The sequence below is a fragment of the Holospora obtusa F1 genome (assembly GCF_000469665.2).
GTDB classification, from domain to species: domain Bacteria; phylum Pseudomonadota; class Alphaproteobacteria; order Holosporales; family Holosporaceae; genus Holospora; species Holospora obtusa.
On the sequence record NZ_AWTR02000034.1, the window covers coordinates 13,265 to 32,461 of the forward strand.

At 35.7% G+C, this 19,197-nt stretch carries 1 protein-coding gene; it reads left to right on the forward strand.

The annotated features are described in order from the left end of the window. The first annotated feature begins 1,100 nt into the window (after nucleotides 1–1,100). The gene (locus P618_RS01350; RefSeq protein WP_021826963.1) at nucleotides 1,101–18,587 is read left to right on the forward strand and encodes a sbcc family protein; all 17,487 of its coding nucleotides are present in this window, start codon (nucleotides 1,101–1,103) and stop codon (nucleotides 18,585–18,587) included. Nucleotides 18,588–19,197: the final 610 nt, after the last annotated feature.

The following is a 19,197-nucleotide window of genomic DNA, read 5'->3' on the forward strand; positions in this document are numbered from 1 at the left end:
TGTATCTACTATGATTTTTAATCGTTTAAGCATCACCATTATTATCTTTATTTACAACTCTTTTGCTGAGAATAGTTCGATTTTTTTATCTTTTTGTGTTAAAAGAATTTTTTTACTAGACCTGATGCGTAAGTATGATTTTATGTAAATTTTATGAGAAAATATAGGATTGACGGTCTAAAGTAAGTGTTCATGTTGCTAAGATATGCAAATATTCCCAAACATCCAATCACATTTGAACGTTTGTTTTGCCTAACTTTTTATAAATTCGAGGAAATTTTCAGCAAAATTTGTTTTTTGTGAAAAAAGCGAGTGATAGAACGTTATCAACGTCCAAATAAGCTTAAGATTAATGAAAGAGTGTTAATGCTTTTTTTCTAGTACAGCAGGTTATAACGCAAGGATTTATAGGTAGTTCATTCCGAATTATCCAAAAATTAGAGCTTATTTTGGCTCAAGTTATGGCCATTGGAAAAGACAGACATTGACCTAAAGAAGAGGTGGAGTCGTTCATTATTGACGGCACAGAATGACCAAGAAACCTTTTATTAGAGGTAAGAAGAAACGCCACGCTCTTAAAAATAAATCCTTTAAGGGAAGAATTGAGCATGTGTCAAATACCGCACCTGATTCCAGATATGATTTTACGCTTCCTAAACTAGGATCTTCTCTTTCTAAACACGACAGAATTTACGTAGATTCGAAGTATCAAAGCTTTGAAAAGATATCATCCAGAAAAAAAGTTTCAAAAGGTTAAAAAATAAAACTTTGGATCTACAAGAAAAAGAATAAAATTGAACACATATTCTCCTAAATAAAAATTTTCAAAATTCTTTCTGATTAATACTGTAACAAACCATAATAGTGTTTCGGGTATCGTTCTTCAAAAACAAATTTGCCCTTGCTTAAAATAAAATTTGAAAAAGATAAATTTCTAAATAAAACACTGCTCTCTTTCTCAAAAATTACTTACACAAAAGGTATTGAAGGATTGATGCTTCTAAATCACACACAAAAAAAATATTTTTTTTTTAAAAAGATCAAATAGTTTGTGAATCTTGGGGATATATTAGAACCGTTACAATAATGAGCGTATTTTTATGAAGATTGATACTAAGTTTCTTTTGGCAAGTATTAAAGTTTCCTTGATGTTCGGAGCGTTTCCTAGTTATGGGGCGGGAGAAGCTTTACAATCTCTGGTACAAATTACAGGAGCGCCTTTGCCTTCTCTTCCTGTGCTTGAGAGTTATGATTTTAAAGGACAAACGCATGTTATTTTTAAGGGAGGAAGTGGAATTTTAACCGGACTTCAGGATGTGGAAACGTTAGAGGTGCAAAATGCTGAAACGATCATATTAGATAGTCCTATTTTAAACGCATTGGATATTCGTGTGCAGGCAAAAACTTTGGTAAGTAAGCATAAACTTGTGTCTAAAAACGTGAACATAGAGGTGTTAAATGCGTGGATTGGATCGGGAGCGCAACAGGTATATCAAGGCAGTGGTGGGTTAAGCTGGTCTTGGCAGAATCAGGATCCAAGCTTGCTCTTGGCGCATCAATACGGAGTATTTCCTTTAACGTTGACTTCCGTTTATGGAGGCGAGGGCCAGACAAAAACTTCTGCACCTTCAGGTTTTAGGTTATCTACATGGAAAAGTGATCTTAGCCAAGGATGGAGTGTTGGGGCGTTGGAGCTAAAAGAGTGTGCTCGGGTGTGGTTGTGTGGAGAACTTCAGGTTCAAAATCTTTCTCTTTCAAACAGTGTTCTCAAACTCAGTGGAGGATTGGATGCACAGCATGTGGTATTAGATCAAGCCAGTGTATGTGTTGAAGGGTTGACTTTGGAGTGTCTTCAAGGCAAGTTTCCGATAACGAATCCTGGCGCCGCTTACATCAAGGATATCCAAGGTACAGGAGTGATAAGCAACCAAGGAGGAATGGTGTATCTAGGCAACTCTGGAGTGTTGCCTGTCAAGCTTGATGTGTCTTGTCCTAATTTTGGTTTTGGTTTTGGAAATTGGCAGTCTTGGACTTTTGTAGGGGGAACAGTTTTACAAAGAAACATCACAGGATCTAGTGCAAATCTTTTTTCAGGACGCTGGATAATGGGGGGATGTGTAGGTAGTTTGGTGGCGCCTGATCAGGGGATCCAAAGTCCCGATTCTGCCATTCTTGACTGGATGAATAGGGTGGAAGCGCGCCCTCAGGATGCAGACTGGATAAAGACAGCAGAGCATCGCCTTCAGGATGCAGATTGGATGGATGCAGCAGGAAAACGACATTTTTCTAACTTTATTCAAGGAAATAGAGTATGGATTCAAAGTTGGGCTCCAGATATTGGCGGAGAAGTCGTGTGGGGAGCATCGGGAAATTTAAAAAAAGGTATTGTATTAGCGCCTTCCACAGCAACGAACATCGTATTCAAAAATTTTGACGAACTCTTAATTGTAGGCGATGTGTGTGCACAAAGCGTGGAATTTCAGGGAAAACGTTTATTACATATGGGGAAAATGGTCTGTAAAGATGCGAAATTGCAACTAGATACATGGTATCAATGGAGCGGTTGCGTGGATTGGGGACAACACGTGGTGGATATTACAAATGAATCTTGGGGATCTACAGCATTAAGAAACTACGGATGTATTCGTGATACTCATCTTGAATTAAGCACTCAGCATTATCCATTGTTTTCGGCTCTTTCTAATCTTTCTTGCTTGCCTAGTCTTGGATTTTTTAAGACAAGTACCATAGATTGTATGACTTTTTTAGGGGGGTCGGGCTTTGTTGGAGATGGTCTGGTCGTAAATAAATTAATTATAAATTCTGGTACTTTGCAAGTTTCTGGTAACACAGAAATTGGGTATCTTCAATTGGCTGGAACTTTTGTGGCAGGACCACAAACTGCGTCGGTATCTTTAAAGTGGATCAAAGGTCAGATGCGTTATAATAAGCGTGGGGTTTTTGAGACTGCGGAAAGTTGTTCTGGTGAGTTAGTGATTACTCCTCCAGCTTTTGTGGAAATTCATCGCGTTCAAAATCAAAGTCAAACGAGATCTAGTATAGTGAATCGGGGAGGATTTCTTGCGCTTCATGGTTTGATCGATCAACGAACAATTTCGATTTCAGGAAAAAGTATCGCGCTATTGCCTAGTTCTGGAAATACGCAAAGAAGTGGGTTGAGAGCAGTTCCTGGGACATTATTTGGAGAATCTAAAGCTGCGTTTTTGGGAAAACAAGTCTTGATGCCAGAAACTGTGTTGGGTGGAGTGCTTTTGTCTAATACAGTGCAAGAACTTGGGGAAGGTCTGTATTTTTCCCCTTATTTTATGTCGTTTGGAACTCAATATTTACCTTCATCAAAGTGGTTATTAGAAAATCCTCAAGAATGTCGTCGGAAATATTTGTTGAAACAGACTGAAAATTGGAACTCGAGTTTTGAAAGAGGCCAAGAAGAAGATGCTTTCGTTCAGTCTGTTTTAGTAAAAGTGATTCCAGATACGTCTGGAATCAGTGGAAGCGCTCCCGAAAATTTCGATGCGCGCAGTCAAGTTTTTCTTGCAGATTTAGCTTCTAAGTATCGGAATATTTTATATAGTCTTCAAGGGCATACTTGGATGTTTGGCAAAACTCAGATCACCAGTACTTCAGTTTTTGATAAACTGTACTCGTCCCAAATTCTTTCTGATTTTCAAGAAAAAGCACAAAGTCTTTATACTAAGGAAGCAGAGCAAAAAAATGAGTTTCTTAAATTAACTCAAATTTGTAAAAATGAGATTGGTTTAGAAATAGATGCTCTTTTATCGCTTGGATTAAAAATTGATTCTTTTCAAAATCTCGAACCTATCACTTTTGAAAATTTGACTTCTCGTATCGAAAAGGCTCAGCAAAGCCAGGAACGATTGCAGGTTTTATCAGAGGCTATTTTTGATCTCAGGGATAAAGTTCAGGGTTTTTATGAACAGGAAACTGAGCAAAAAAATGAATTTCTTAAATTAGCGCAACAGTGCAAAGAATCTCTTGGTCTAAAGATTGAGGATCTTAAATCGCTTGATTTAGATGTTGATCCTCCGAGCTCTTTGGGATCGGTTTCTGATGCGGGTTGGTTTGCGCGCTCTTGGTTGAGTATACAGCAAGGTCAAAAAAAGTTGCATGGATTATCTCAGGCGCTTGATGATCTTCAAAATAAGGCTCAGAAATTTGTTACGCAAAACAAAGAACAAAGGGCAGAATTTTTTAAATTAGTGGATCTTTGTCAAACAGAGTATGGGGTGAATATTAGGGAACTTCAGTCATCTCGTAAATTGGAAATTACTGAACCTGCTTTGCTTGGTCAAATTAAAGATGTAAATTGGTTTTCAAGTGCTGATAAAAGTATTGAGCTTGGAAAAGAAAAGTTAAACAAATTGTCTCAGGTTCATTTGTTTTATGCTCAAGAAAATACGCAAAAAGATGAGTTTCTACAATTATCTACTCTTTGTAAAGAAAAAATTGGTTTTGAAATACAGGACTTAAGCTCTTTAGGTTTGGATGTGACTCCTCTTGAATTGCTTGAGGCGATCTCTGTTTTTGGTATGGATTGGTTTTCTTGTGCTGGACTGAGTATGCAAAAAAATGAAACACAGTTAAAGAGCTTGACTTCCAAAATTTCTGAACTCGAATCTAAAAAGCAAAGTCTTCTTGCTCAAAATAAGGAACAGGTAGAAGAATTTCTTAAATTAGCTGATCTTTTTAAAAAGGAATTCTTTTTAGAAATCGAAAAACCTAAAAATTCTGGGGGATTAGAAATGGTCCCTCCAACGCTTTTGGGCTCTGTAACTGACGTAAATTGGTTTTTAGATGCCGAGCAGAGTGTAAAAAAAGATCATGATCAAATATGCGATTTGTTTACACAACTTTCTAGTTTTCGAGATAAAGCCAAAAAACTTTATGATCAAAATAAAGTTCAAAAAGAAGAATTTTTTAAAGCATTTGAGTTTGTGAAGACGGAATTAGGTGAAATCGCTCCAACAGAGCTTTTAGGTCCTATTTCGGGGGCAGATTGGGTTTTGTCTTCCCAACAAAAGCTTGCGCGAGGAAAAGAGAGAGTAGAGAGCTTATCTAAAATTTTCAAAATTTATGAACAAGGAACAGAATTAAAGAACAAATTTTTTAATTTGTCTGCGCTGTGTTTGGAAAAACTTGGGTTGAGCATAGAGAGTTTGCAGTCTTTAGGTATAAATGTTGCTTTGTTTGAAAATACGGTCATACAAAAAAGCTCTATTCGTCCTACAGGGAGTGTATTAGATGAAGCTTGGTTTTTGCTTGCTAATAAAAATTTGGAAGATGGATATACGAAATTCAATACTTTATCCAAAAATATTTCAGATCTTCAAGATCGCGCACAAAAGCTTTGTACTCAAAATCAAACACAAATAGAAAATTTTTCTCAGCTTGCTAAAAATTTTAAGGAAAAATTTTTTTTAGAAATTGAGAGTTTGAAGTTTTTTGGTTTAGAGATAAAAACTCCTCAGCCTCTTGGTGTGATTACAGATACAGATTGGTTTTGGTGGGCAGAAAAAAGTGTACAGCAAGATCAAAAATTGATAGAAGTTTTATCTCAGCATTTTTGTATTCTTGAAGCTCGTGCTAAAAAACTTTGTGATCAAAATACGAGTCAAGTGAGTGAATTTAAAAGTTTGGATCAAAAATTTCTTAAAGAATTCTTCTTGAAAGTTGAACAATCTGAAGATTTTGGAGGATTAGGATTTGAATCTATTAAACTTCTTGATCCTATTACAGATAAAAATTGGTTTTCTTATGCTGAACAAAGTGTAAAAAATGGACAAGTTAAACTGAATCTGCTATCTCAAAAATTTCTTGATCTTCAAAATAAAGCTCAAAAACTTTACGATCAGGACAATGCGCAAAGGGCTAAATTTGATGTATTGATAGAATCTTTTAAGGTGAATTTTTCGATAAAAATTCAAGATGAATTTGGAGTGGGGTCTCTTGAAGTACTTGGTCCTTTAACAGATTCTAATTGGTTTTCTAAGGCAGAAAAAAATGTGGAGGATGGAAAAAATCGGGTAGAGAGTTTATCTAGTATTCAGACAATTTATACGCAAATTAAAGCACAAAAAGATGCGTTTTTGAATTTAACGGTAGCTTGCAAAAAAATTTCCAATAACAATATTTGGGAACAAGGTCCTAAATTTGTGCAATCTAAAGAAATAGATTTTTTAAAGACGATAGAAGATACTCCACAATTCGAATTTTCTCCAAAAGTTTCTGGATTAAAGTTTGTTCCGTTACCTGCTGAGCTTCCTTCTGTGGGGGCACTTGTGAATGAAGACTGGATTATTAATGCTCAAAAAAGTGCAGCTGATGGGAAAATTTGGTTGGACAATTTATCGACAAATTTTTTTAATTCACAAGTCAAAGAAAACTCTGAATATGTTGAACAGCTTGTGTCTCAAAAAACTGAACAAACAACTTTTATCAACGAATCGTTAGAGAAATTTCAGAATGATTTTTCTATAAATATTGAAGATATTTTGAAGATTGATCCTATTGAGTCTTTTAACTCTGTTGCGGATTCAGAAGAATTTTTATTTGCTGGTCAAAGTTTGAAATATGGAGAGAATCGCTTAGAGAGTTTATCAAAGCTTAAAGAAATTTGTGATCAAATTAAGGTGCAAAGAGATAAATTTTTGAATTTGTGTAAAATTTGTAATGTAGCCTTTGAGAAAGATATTTGGGATCAAAGTTTGAGCCTTGTACTTACTGAGGAAGTGAGTTTTTTAAAAACTATCGATGATTCTAATGAAAATTTGAAATTAGATTCTTTTGAACCTGTTGTGCCTGGTTTAACGCTTATGCCATTTTTTTCTGTGCGTCCTTCTGATGGGGCTGTTGTTGATAAAGCTTGGATTACTTCAGCTCAAGAAAACGCAAATAAAGGGAAGGATTGGGTACAAAATTTATCCAAAAATCTTTTTGATCTGATCAATACCAATCAAGAAAGTGAATTTGATACACTCGTGGCTTCTTTTCAAACCGATTTAGGTATAGATGTGAAGAGTTCGAGGAAATCGGGTGGCTTTGGAATTCAGTCCATTGAGAAGATTATTTCTGACGGTATTATGGATCAAACAAATTGGTTCTCATCTACTGAAGAAAACGTACGGAACAGAAAAAATTTGATACAGAGCCTGTCTGATGTTCAGACCATCTATGCTCAAATTAAAAAACAAAGAGATCAGTTTTTGGGGCTAGAAAAGGTATGTGTATATGGATTTGGAATAAATATTTGGGATGAAAGTCTTAATTTTATAGACTCTGAAAACGTTGCGTTTCTCAAAACAATTGATGAAAATTTGCAGGTGGATTCTACCCCTACAGTTTCTGGTTTAAAGCTTGTTCCGCTTCCTGCTGATCTTCCTTCCAAGGGAGCAATTGTAGATCCAAATTGGATTAATGAGGCTCAAAAAAAAGCAAATGACGGAAAAAATTGGGTTCAGGCGTTATCCAAAAATCTGTTTAATTTCATCAATACGTTCTGGAAAAATAAGTTTGAAACGCTCGTAACTTCCTTTGAAACTGATTTGGGTATAGAGATGGAGAGTGCAAAACCTGATGGGTTAGGAATTGCTCCGATTGCAGAAATTGACTCTGAGAGTATTTTTGATCAAACACAATGGGTTTCTGTTGCAACAAAAAGCTTTCAGAATGGAAAAGATCGGATAGATAGTTTGTCAGAAGTTCAGACGATTTACACTCAAATTAAGACGCAAAAAGATAAATTTTTAGCTTTCGCTAAGACCTGTGAAAATGTACTCAAGAAAAATATTTGGGATCTTGAGAACCTTAATTTAAGTCTTGAAGAAATCGACTTCTTAAAAACTGTTGATTCTAGTGCGCAATTCGAAGCTTCTTCTGTGGTGCCTGGTTTAAAATTTACATCGCTTCCTTCCAATCTGGATTTTGAAGGGGCTGTTGTGGATTCAGTCTGGATCACTGCAGCTCAAAACAGTGCAAATGCAGGAAAAAATTGGTTGAGTAGTTTGTCTAAAAATCTTTTTGATGGGTGTCTTAAGGATAATGTGCAAACACTGTCTGATAATCAGAGCGAGAATGTCAGCTCGTTTAATGATGTAAGTAGTACTTTTTTGACTAATTTTTCTATAAATCTTCAAGATGCCTTAGCTATTGAACCTATCGACGCGATTGATTCAGGTTCTGTTACGGGTGCTGATACGTTTTTGAGTGTAGCGCAAAGCATTCAAGATGGAAAAGATCGGATAGAAAGCTTGTCTAAAATTCAGACCATTTATGCTCAGATTCAGAAGCAAAAAGATGAGTTCTTGGGACTAAAAGAGGTATGCACAGAGGCATTCAATAAAGATATTTGGAATTTAAGTCTTAATCTTATAGATGCTGCAAACGTTGAATTTATCAAAACCATTGATACGAGCGTGCAGTTTGATTCTGCTCCTGATCTTTCTCCTTCTAATTCTTCAGTTTCTGGATTAAAATTTGTTTCGCTTCCTTCTGATCTTCCTTCTAAGGGGGCGATTGTGAATCAGACCTGGCTTGATGGGGCTCAAGTAAAAGCAGACGATGGAAAGACTTGGGTGAAAAACTTAGCTAATGCATTGTTTACTCGCATACATACAAATCAAGAAGCCAGTTTCAATGGTTCTGTGACTTCCTTTGAAACGGATTTGGGTATAAAGGTGAAGGATGCACGACCTGATGGGTTAGGAATTGCTCCGATTGCAGAAATTGGTTCTGATACCATTTTAGATAAAACGAATTGGGTTGAAGTTGTTAAAAACACCGTAAAGGACGGAAAAGATAGAATCGAAAGCTTGTCTAAAATTAAGGGTATCTATGATCAAATTAAGGCACAAAAAGATAGGTTTTTGGCTTTTGCTAAGACCTGTAAGAACGTGTTGATGACGGATATTTGGCAAGAAAGTCTCGGTCTTATTGCTTCTGAAAAAGTTACTTTTTTCAAAGCACTTAAGGATACTGTGCAATTCGACACCGTTTCTCAATGTTTTGGTTTGATGTTTGTATCTCTTCCTGAAGTGTTTGCTTCTGAGAGCGGGGCTATTGTGGATGAGAATTGGGTTTCTGAAGCTCGAAAAAGTGCAAATGAAGGGAAAGAGTGGATGGATATATTGTCCACAAATCTTTTTGATCATTATCTCAAAAACAATGTTCAAACGCTTTTTGATACTCAGATCGCACATAAAAATTCGTTTAACGATTTAGTGAATGCGTTCCAAACGGAGCTTTCTATAGGGCTTGAGGATACTTTATCAATTCAACCTGTAACAGAACTTGTTGCTGATTCTGTTACAGGTACGGATACATTTTTAAGAGCAGAGAAACGTGTTAAGGATGGAAAGGATCGGATAGATAGTTTGTCTGAAATTCAGAAAATTTACACCCAAATTAAGACACAAAAAGATAAATTTTTGACTTTAGCTAACGCTTGTGAAATGGGACTTGAGACGAAAATTTGGAATCTCAAGGATCTTAATTTAACTCTTGAAGAAATCGATTTCTTGAAAACGGTTAATGATAGCGCGAAATTCGAAGCTTCTCCTGAGGTTTCTGGATTAAATTTTGTTCCACTTCCTTCTGATCTTGCTTCTGAAGGTAAGGTTGCGGACGCTGATTGGGTAACTTCAGCTAAAAACAGCGCAGATGAAGGGAAATATTGGTTAGGTACCTTGTCTACAAATCTTTTTGACAAGTATCTTAAGGATAATGTGCAAACACTTTTTGATAATCAGAGCGAAAATGTCAGCTCGTTTAATGATTTTAGTAATACTTTTTTGACAAAATTTTCTATAAAACTTAAAGATACCTTATCAGTTCAACCTGTCAAAGCGCTTGATGCTGATTCTATTACGGATACCGATACGTTCTTAAACGCAGAAAAGAATGTGAAAAATGCAAAAGATCGGATAGACAGCTTGTCTAAAATTAAGCCTATCTATGATCAGATTCAGGCGCAAAAAGATAAGTTCTTGGGACTAAAAGATGTATGTAAAGATGCATTCGACAAAAATATTTGGGATAACAGTTTTACATTTCTCAATGATTCAGAAAAAGATTTCGTACAGTTGATTGCAAAGGATAGTGCGCAGTTTGAGAATTCTTCTGAGTTTTCTACGTACACTGTGGTTGATGGGTTAACGTTTATTCCATTTACACCGCTTTCTGAAGGAGCTGTGGTGGATCAGGCCTGGATTACTGCGGCTCAAAAAAAAGCAAATGATGGGAAAACGTGGGTGGAAAACTTAGCTGATGCATTGTGTACTCGCATACATACAAATCAAGAAGCCAGTTTCAATGGGGTTGTGACTTCCTTTAAAACGGATTTGGGTATAGAGGTGGAGAGTGCACAACCTGGTGGGTTAGGAATTGCCTCGATTTCGAAAATTGGTTCTGATACCATTCTAGATCAGACAAATTGGGTTTCTTCTGCACAAACAAGCGTAAAGGACGGAAAAGATAGAATCAAGAACTTGTCTGAAATAAAGACCATCTATGATCAGATTCAGGCGCAAAAAGATAAGTTCTTGGGACTAAAAGATGTATGTAAAGATGCATTCGACAAAGATATTTGGGATAACAGTTTTACATTTCTCAATGATTCAGAAAAAGATTTCGTACAGTTGATTGCAAAGGATAGTGCGCAGTTTGAGAATTCTTCCGAGTTTTCTACGTACACTGTGGTTGATGGGTTAACGTTTATTCCATTTACACCGCTTTCTGAAGGAGCTGTGGTGGATCAGGCCTGGATTACTGCGGCTCAAAAAAAAGCAAATGATGGGAAAACGTGGGTGGAAAACTTAGCTGATGCATTGTGTACTCGCATACATACAAATCAAGAAGCCAGTTTCAATGGGGTTGTGACTTCCTTTAAAACGGATTTGGGTATAGAGGTGGAGAGTGCACAACCTGGTGGGTTAGGAATTGCCTCGATTTCGAAAATTGGTTCTGATACCATTCTAGATCAGACAAATTGGGTTTCTTCTGCACAAACAAGCGTAAAGGACGGAAAAGATAGAATCAAGAACTTGTCTGAAATAAAGACCATCTATGATCAAATTAAGGTGCAAAAAGATAAGTTCTTGGGACTAAAAGATGTATGTAAAGATGCATTCGACAAAGATATTTGGGATGACGGTTTTACATTTATCAATAATTCAGAAAAAGGTTTCGTACAGTTGATTAATAAGGACACCGTGCAGTTTGACAGTTCCCCTGCGGTACCTGGGTTGACATTCGTTTTAATTTCATCGCCTAAAGCTAAAGGAGTTGTGGTGGATCAGGCCTGGATTACTGCGGCTCAAGGAGAAGTAGACGCTGGAAAAACTTGGGTGAAAAATTTAGCTAATGCATTGTTTACTCGCATACATACAGATCAAAAGGATAGTTTCGATGATTTTGTGACTTCCTTTGAAATGAATTTGGGTATAAAGGTGAAGGATGCACGACCTGATGGGTTAGGAATTGCTCCGATTGCAGAAATTGGTTCTGATACCATTTTAGATCAAACGAATTGGGTTGAAGTTGTTAAAAACACCGTAAAGGACGGAAAAGATAGAATCGAGAATTTGTCTGAAATTAAGACCATCTATGATCAAATTAAGACGCAAAAAGATAGGTTCTTTGCTCAGTCTTATGTGTTCATAAGAATTCTGAATAAAGAAATTCTGGATCAGAATCAAGCAAATTCTGAAGATAATTTTTTGACTCCCGGAGAAGCTAATTTTTTGAAGACACTGAACAATACGGTACAATTCGATTCTTCTTTAGATACAGCTCCTGAGGTTTCCGGCTTACAGTTCGTTCCGCTTTCTGAAAATTTTCCTTCTACCGATTCCGTTGTGAACAAAAACTGGATAAATTTGGCAAAAAGCAGAGCACAGTTAGGAAAAGTTTGGTGTGAAAACCTTTTTACGCGCTTTATTAATTTCGTGCCAAGACCTGTAAATTTTGGATCTTTGAAGATATTAAATGATGCTCAAAGAAATTGGTTTGATTGTATGATTAATGTTTTGTGGGCAGTTTTCCGTGATGATGTATTTTCAAATTCTCCGAAAATTCATAAACCAAAATGTCTTTCTTCTATCCAAAATTATGATGATTTTTTGGGTGTCATGCAGAATCTTCAAAATACGCAAGCTGATCTTGATTCTTTTTATTTTTTGAAGTTTTGTCCAAAAAAATTTTCAGTTGAACTCAGTGCGTACAGGAGTGAATTTTCTAAGTTAGTGCAGAGTTTTAAATCTGACCTTGATATAGATATTGAAAAGGATATGGGAATAAAAGATTCTACTGATTTACCTGAATCCATTTCAGATATCGCTCAAAATATATCTTTTAATTCAAGTATGGATTTAGATTTTCGTATTAATAATTTTGGACTTGTAATATTGAATTTATACAGAATTTATCCAATTTATGCGCAAGTTAAAGCGCAAAGGGATGAGTTTTTGAAGTGGGATGCGCTTTGCAAAGATAAACTTAACGGAAAAGCTATTTTAGAGTGTACTGATATTTTTAATAAAAATGAGATCGACTTTCTCTCACAATCAAGTAAATTTGATAATTCTTCGGTCGTACCTGGTTTGAAGTTTAGATTTTTGAACTTTTGGAGTGAATATTTTGGGTTACACTCTGAGTATATTCCTATCTACGAACTTTTTATAGACGACGCTAATAAGGGAAAAGTGTGGCTGAAAAATTTATCAAAGAAGCTTTTTTCTATGGATCTTAAGGCTCAAGTTGACGATCTTTGCAACAAAAATTCAAATCAGAGAAAAGAATTTTCTCAATTAAAGAGCCAATTTAATACTGAGTTTTTGATAGATATTGAAAAACCTGATAATCAAGGTGGCCTGAGCGTGGGGTACAAAATACCAGAAATACTTGACTCTGTGATGGATTTTGATTGGTTTGTGCGTGCAGAAGCAAATGTAAAGTCTGGTCAATCATTGATCGATGATTTGTCCAAGCGTGTAAGAGTTCTTCGGAATGTTGCTCAAAAAAATACATTTTCTGCGTTGGTGACGACTTTTAAGGATCCGAGTGTATTTAATATCGATATAGAGCACCCAAATTCTACGAATTCCCAAACTATTACATTTTTTGAGCATAATTTTGGTATCGATATTACGAAAACTGATACTTCTGGGCTGAAGATTTCTGATCTTTCTGATTCCGATGCCGCTACTTCGATAGCTGAATGGTTAAGTGCTGTTGATAATACTTTGTCTGAAGGAGAAAGTATGATAGGTCAGTTAAAAGCCTTTAAGTATATTTACGATCAGCATGAAGCTCAAAAGAGTACATTTTCTGCGCTGGTGACGACTTTTAAGGATCCGAGTGTATTTAATATCGATATAGAGCACCCAAATTCTACGGATTCCCAAACTGTTACATTTTTTGAAAATAATTTTAATATCGATATTACGAAAGCTGATACTTCTGGGCTGAAGATTTCCGCTCTTCCTTCTCTTTTTTTGCTAAATAGTGAAGCTAATGATATTTTGTCTCAAGGCAAAATTATGATAGATAAGTTAAAAGCCTTTAAGGATATTTATGATAAGCACAAAGAGCAAAAGGATGCTTTTGAAGTGTTGGCAAGTGATTTTTTAAATTTGTTTAGCGAGGATATCAAAAATCGGAGCGCGATTACTGCTCAAGGATATTATCAAGAAGAAGTTCCTTTTAATTCAGGCATTATTAACGTAGATACTGATGGATTCAAAATTCCTGATTTACCTGGGCTGATCACAAAAAAAGATTGGGTATTGAGCGCAAATAAAATATTAGAAATTGGCAATAACCTTCTGGGATGGTTGGGGAAGTTTAAGACGGCTTATAATGTGAATAAGAATCTAAAAGATATATTTGAAACCCTTGCCAGTGATATATTCACGATATTTAATATAAATATTAAGAATTTTTTTTCGATGTCTAATCTTCCCAGGTTTTTAATTTGGGATGATTGGTTATCAAATGTTAATTCAAGCTGTTTAGTTGATCAATTTATTGTGCAAAGGTTATCTATTTATCAGCGGGGACCAGGGCAAAAAGCTGCACACGATGCGCTTAAGACAGCTGTAGACGAAGCGAATTCACCAAATGTTTTTCAACTGTTTAGTACGTGCTTTGATGATATATTGGTAAATAATGACTTGGTTAACATGCAAATTAACGTTATTACTGAAACACCCGCTATGAAAATTGCTTCTAGTTTAATGTCTCTTGAGGATAAAGAGAGTATCGAACGTATAATGAGTGTAGAAGTAGACATACACTCTTCATACAACAAGGTTGACAGTATATTGAATATGATCAATTACCAAATAGCAACTGTTCAGGCAGAAAGACAAGCACAAAAGGAACAGGAAGATCTGGAGAAAAAATTACCTATTTTTAATAAATGGATAGACGATTTTGATAATTTTGAACTTCCTAACTACCACTGGACTCTTGGTCAAAAAGGAATAATTATCAGCGCAGCAGTAAGGGCACAGCCTTCAAGTGTAAACATTCAAGCACGCATAGATAGCATGTCTGAGATTGAGAAGATTTATACGCAAATTAAAACACAAAGGAATAAGTTTTTTATTTTAAGTTACATTGCGCAACGGTTTTCTTTTCTAAGCCCTGTTACATTATGTGCTCAGGACTTATCGATGGATCCTAGAAGTGCGACTTGTTTGACTAGATACAATTTTGAGAGTTTAAATTGGGATCATTATAAGACTGGACAACACTTTAAAGATTTGTGTTTTCCAAATTTAAATCTTGTAAATTTCAAAGAAGCATCCTTTTTAAACATGTTGTATCTGGCTAAGGGTTTGTCGTCTGATCCTTTTCAAGAAGTTCCTGGGTTAATGTTTCCAGCGCTTCCTTCTACTCTTTGTGCTGATGGATCTGTCGTGGATAAAGATTGGATTACTTCTGCTCAAAGCAGTGTAGATAAGGGGAAAATTCGATTAAAAACTTTAGGTGATAATCTTCTTAATTTAATAAAGACCAATCAAAAAGATATTTTTTGTAAGATGGTTGATTATTTTCATAAGACCTTTAAGATTAACGTTTATCATCTGGGAGGGGACCGAATATTTAACGTATTGGTATCGCTTGAATCTATCTTCTTTGATCTTTTTTCTCATGTTGACAATAATGGAAATTTCAAATCATATATTAGTAATAGCGTGAGAGATTTGTATACAATTAAAGAAATTTACACTCAAATTCAGGCGCAAAAAGATAAGTTCTTGGGGCTAGCGAAAGCTTGCAAAACACTCGTTGGGAAAGAAATTTGGGATACAGACACTGTTAACCTCATAAGCGATGATTCCCAAAACTCCTTCGTACAGTTGATTCAGGATACGCTGCAATTTGATCCTTCAAATTCACCTGCGGTACCTGGGTTAATGTTCCATTTTCCAGTATTTTCTGAAGAAGCTGCGGCTCAAAAAAAAGCAGACGATGGTAAGGCGTGGCTAGATAAGTTATCTTCAGATTTTTGGTCTAAATTTGGGAAAATCTGTCTGGACGAGCAAGGATTTTATGTGAATCAGCTTGCCAATATTAATACTTTTAATACTTTAGTGACTGACTTTAAGAATTCTTTTTCTATAGATCTTAAAAATGATCTTAAGATTCAGTCTCCAAAATCTATCACGACCCCTATTACAACGCTTACTGAGTTCTTAAGCGCACAAGAATGTGAACAGAATGGGAAAAATCTGGTAGACAGTTTGTCTAAAATAAAGGGTATCTATGATCAGATTAAAGTGCAAAAAGATGAGTTCTTGGGGCTAGCGAAAGCTTGCAAAACGTTCGTTGAGAAAGATATTTGGGATACAGACACTGTTAACCTCATAATCGATGATTCCCAAAACTCCTTCGTACAGTTGATTAAGGATACGCTGCAATTTGATCCTTCAAATTCACCTGCGGTACCTGGGTTAATGTTTCCTGAGCTTCGTTCTTCGCTTCTTGGGGTACTGTTTCCTTCGGGGTATTCTGGGGAAGCGTTTTCTGATCTTCTTTTTGCGCTTCCTTCTGAAGGAGCTGTGGTGGATCAGGCCTGGATTGATGCTGCGAAAATCAAAGCAAATGATGGGAAAACGTGGCTAGATAGTTTGTCTTCAGTGTTTGCGACTAAATTTTTAGAACAATGTATTGCTGCTCAAACGTTTTCTACTAATCAATATAAAAATATTGATACTTTTAATACTTTAGTGACTAGTTTTGTCAATTCTTTTTCTATAGATCTTGAAAATGATCTTAAGATTCAATCTCCAGAAGCTATCACGCCCCCTACAACGCTTACTGAGTTCTTAAGCGCGCAAAAATGTGAACAAAGTGGGAAAGATCTGGTAGACAGTTTGTCTGAAATTCAGAAAATTTACACCCAAATTCAGGCGCAAAAAGATAAGTTCTTGGGGCTAGCGAAAGCTTGCAAAACACTCGTTGGGAAAGAAATTTGGGATACAGACATTGTTAACCTCATAAGCGATGCTTCCCAAAACTCCTTCGTACAGTTGATTCAGGATACTCTACAATTTGATTCTTCAGATTCACCTGCGGTATCTGGGTTAATGTTCCCCGCACTACCTGCTATACTGCCTTCTACAGGAGCAATTGTAGGTCCAAATTGGATTGATGCGGCGAAAATCAAAGCAAATGATGGGAAAACGTGGCTAGATAGCTTGTCTTCAGCGTTTGAATATAAATTTTTGGCAGAATGTATTACTGATCAAACGTTTTCTACTGATCAAGATAGAAATATTGATACTTTTAATACTTTAGTTGCTGATTTTAAACATTCTTTTTCTATAGATCTTGAAAGTAGTGGGGTTCAGGCTCCAGAAGCTATAACGACCTCTATTACAACGCTCAGTGATTTTTTAAGCGTACAAAAATGTGAACAGAGTGGGAAAGATCTGGTAGACAGTTTGTCTGAAATTAAGACCATCTATAATCAGATTCAAACACAAAAAGGTGAATTTTTGCAGCTAGCAGACGCTTGCAGAAGGTTCGTTAAAAAAGAAATTTGGGATAAAGACACTTCTGTTAACCTCATAAGCGATGATTCCCAAAACTCCTTCGTACAGTTGATTCAGGATACGCTACAATTTGATTTTTCAGATTCACCTGCGGTACCTGGGTTAATGTTCCCCGCACTACCTGCTATACTGCCTTCTACAGGAGCTGTGGTGGATAAGACCTGGATTGATGCTGCTCAAATTAAAGCAAATGATGGTAAGTTGTGGTTAAGTACTTTATCGTCAAATTTTGGGTCTAAATTGGGGGAAGTCTGTATTGCTGCTCAAACGTTTGATTCTGATCAACGGATTCATATTTTGAATTTTGGTCTCTACTCGACGTTCTCGATGTATGATCTCGCATTTACTCTTTTACAATACATTTCTGGTCCAACACAGATTGAGATTATTGATAGTTTCCTTAAATTTTTAAGTGCACAAAAACGTTCGTACAAAGGAACAGATAAAGCTAGAGCAGATAGCGTGTTTAAAATTTGGAAAGTTTATCATCAAATTAAAAAACAAAAAGATGCATTTTTATATTTAGCTAAGGACTGCAAAGACGCTCTAGGAACAGAAATTTGGGATCAAGTAACGATTAAGCTTATAAAACCTGAAGAAATTGATTTTTTAAAGACGTTTGTTGATTCCATGAAATTTGATTCAGATTCACAAAAATTTGTTGGTTCCGTGCAGTTTGATTCAGATTTACAAAAATCCGCAGTTTATGGATTAAAATTTTGCTCTCTTCCTTCTAAGATCCCTTCTGAAGGTGCTGCCGTGGATCAAGTGTGGATTGATGCGGCACAAGTTAAAGCTGATACAGGGAAAATTTGGTTAAATAATTTATTATCAAACTTTAGTTATAAATTTGGAGCTACTCTTATTACAAATAAAGATTCAAAAAATGCAGAATTACTTAAGTTCTATAACTATCATATGTCTTGTTTTGATTATTTTGTAGATAAGTATTTTTTGGCTCAGTATGATTTAAATTTGAAAAATCAATCCGGGTTTACGCTTCCAAAAGAGTTTAGTCCTGTTGAAACTATCGATGATTTATTGATTCAAAGAAAAAATTTGAACAAAATACCCAATAGATGGACATGTATGTCAATAGTATCAGAGGTTTATCAGAAGATTAGATACAGTAGAGGGTTTTTAGGTTATATCAAAAAATTTAAAGGGTGGACTGGGATAGATTTTTGGGATTGGGAACAAACCCATGATGTTATGACTTCTGAAGAAGGCGATTTTTTAAAAACGCTGTATGTTCCAGACGATTATAGTCCTGATCAAAAGACTCCATTATTGATTGATAAGGATTTTTATTCGGAGACACAATCTATTGCAGTGCCTGGATTTCTGTATCCTGAATTTCCTTCTTTTCTTCTTTCTGATGGAGAGGTAGATGTTTCTTGGTTTTATACGACTGTAGATTCAGTGAATCGAGGAGCGATATTTTCTGAGGATGTGAGTAAGAAGATAGTGAAATTTTTGAATTCTTGAACAAATGTGTCTATACAGGACAAATGAGGTATTTCAATTTTTTTTATTGAAAATTTGGAGTATAGTGTTTGTTTCTTTAATAGGCATTTAGTATAAATGTAGTTTTATAAAAATTGGTCCATAGATTAAAGCACGCATTTTTTGCTCAGTCGTGATATTGTAAACTTATTTTGAATAAGAGGTAAGTTTATGATAAGTGTCCAAAAACTTTAGATTGACGAAAAAAAGTCTAGCGTACCTGGGGAAAGCAGACCCGAAAAAAAGAAGCATCAGGAATGATCGGGTTTTACCGAAACTAGGTGCTATTTCCCTGGGTTTTAAAACGCCCCTTTGTATAATAGGATACTGGAGTAAATGTCTGAACCTACTCAGAAAATGCTGAAAATCTTTAATCTATAAAAATTCTGAGTAGGGATTTTTTTCGTAAGGTGGGTAATTAAGAGATTTTTTTGGAGGGTAATGGGGGTTAGGTAATGTCGTGTTCTCATTCATTATAAAATGGCAATCAACAGGTGCCATTTGCGTTATAAAAGCCAAGGAGATTTTCGCCCAAAAATACGTTTGAGTGAAAATCCCACTATAAAAAAAGAATCTTTTATTTAATATGTAA

Coding starts and splice junctions, on each gene's coding strand:
- P618_RS01350 (WP_021826963.1), top strand. CDS start 1,101: ATGAAGATTGATACTAAGTTTCTTTTGGCAAGTATTAAAGTTTCCTTG.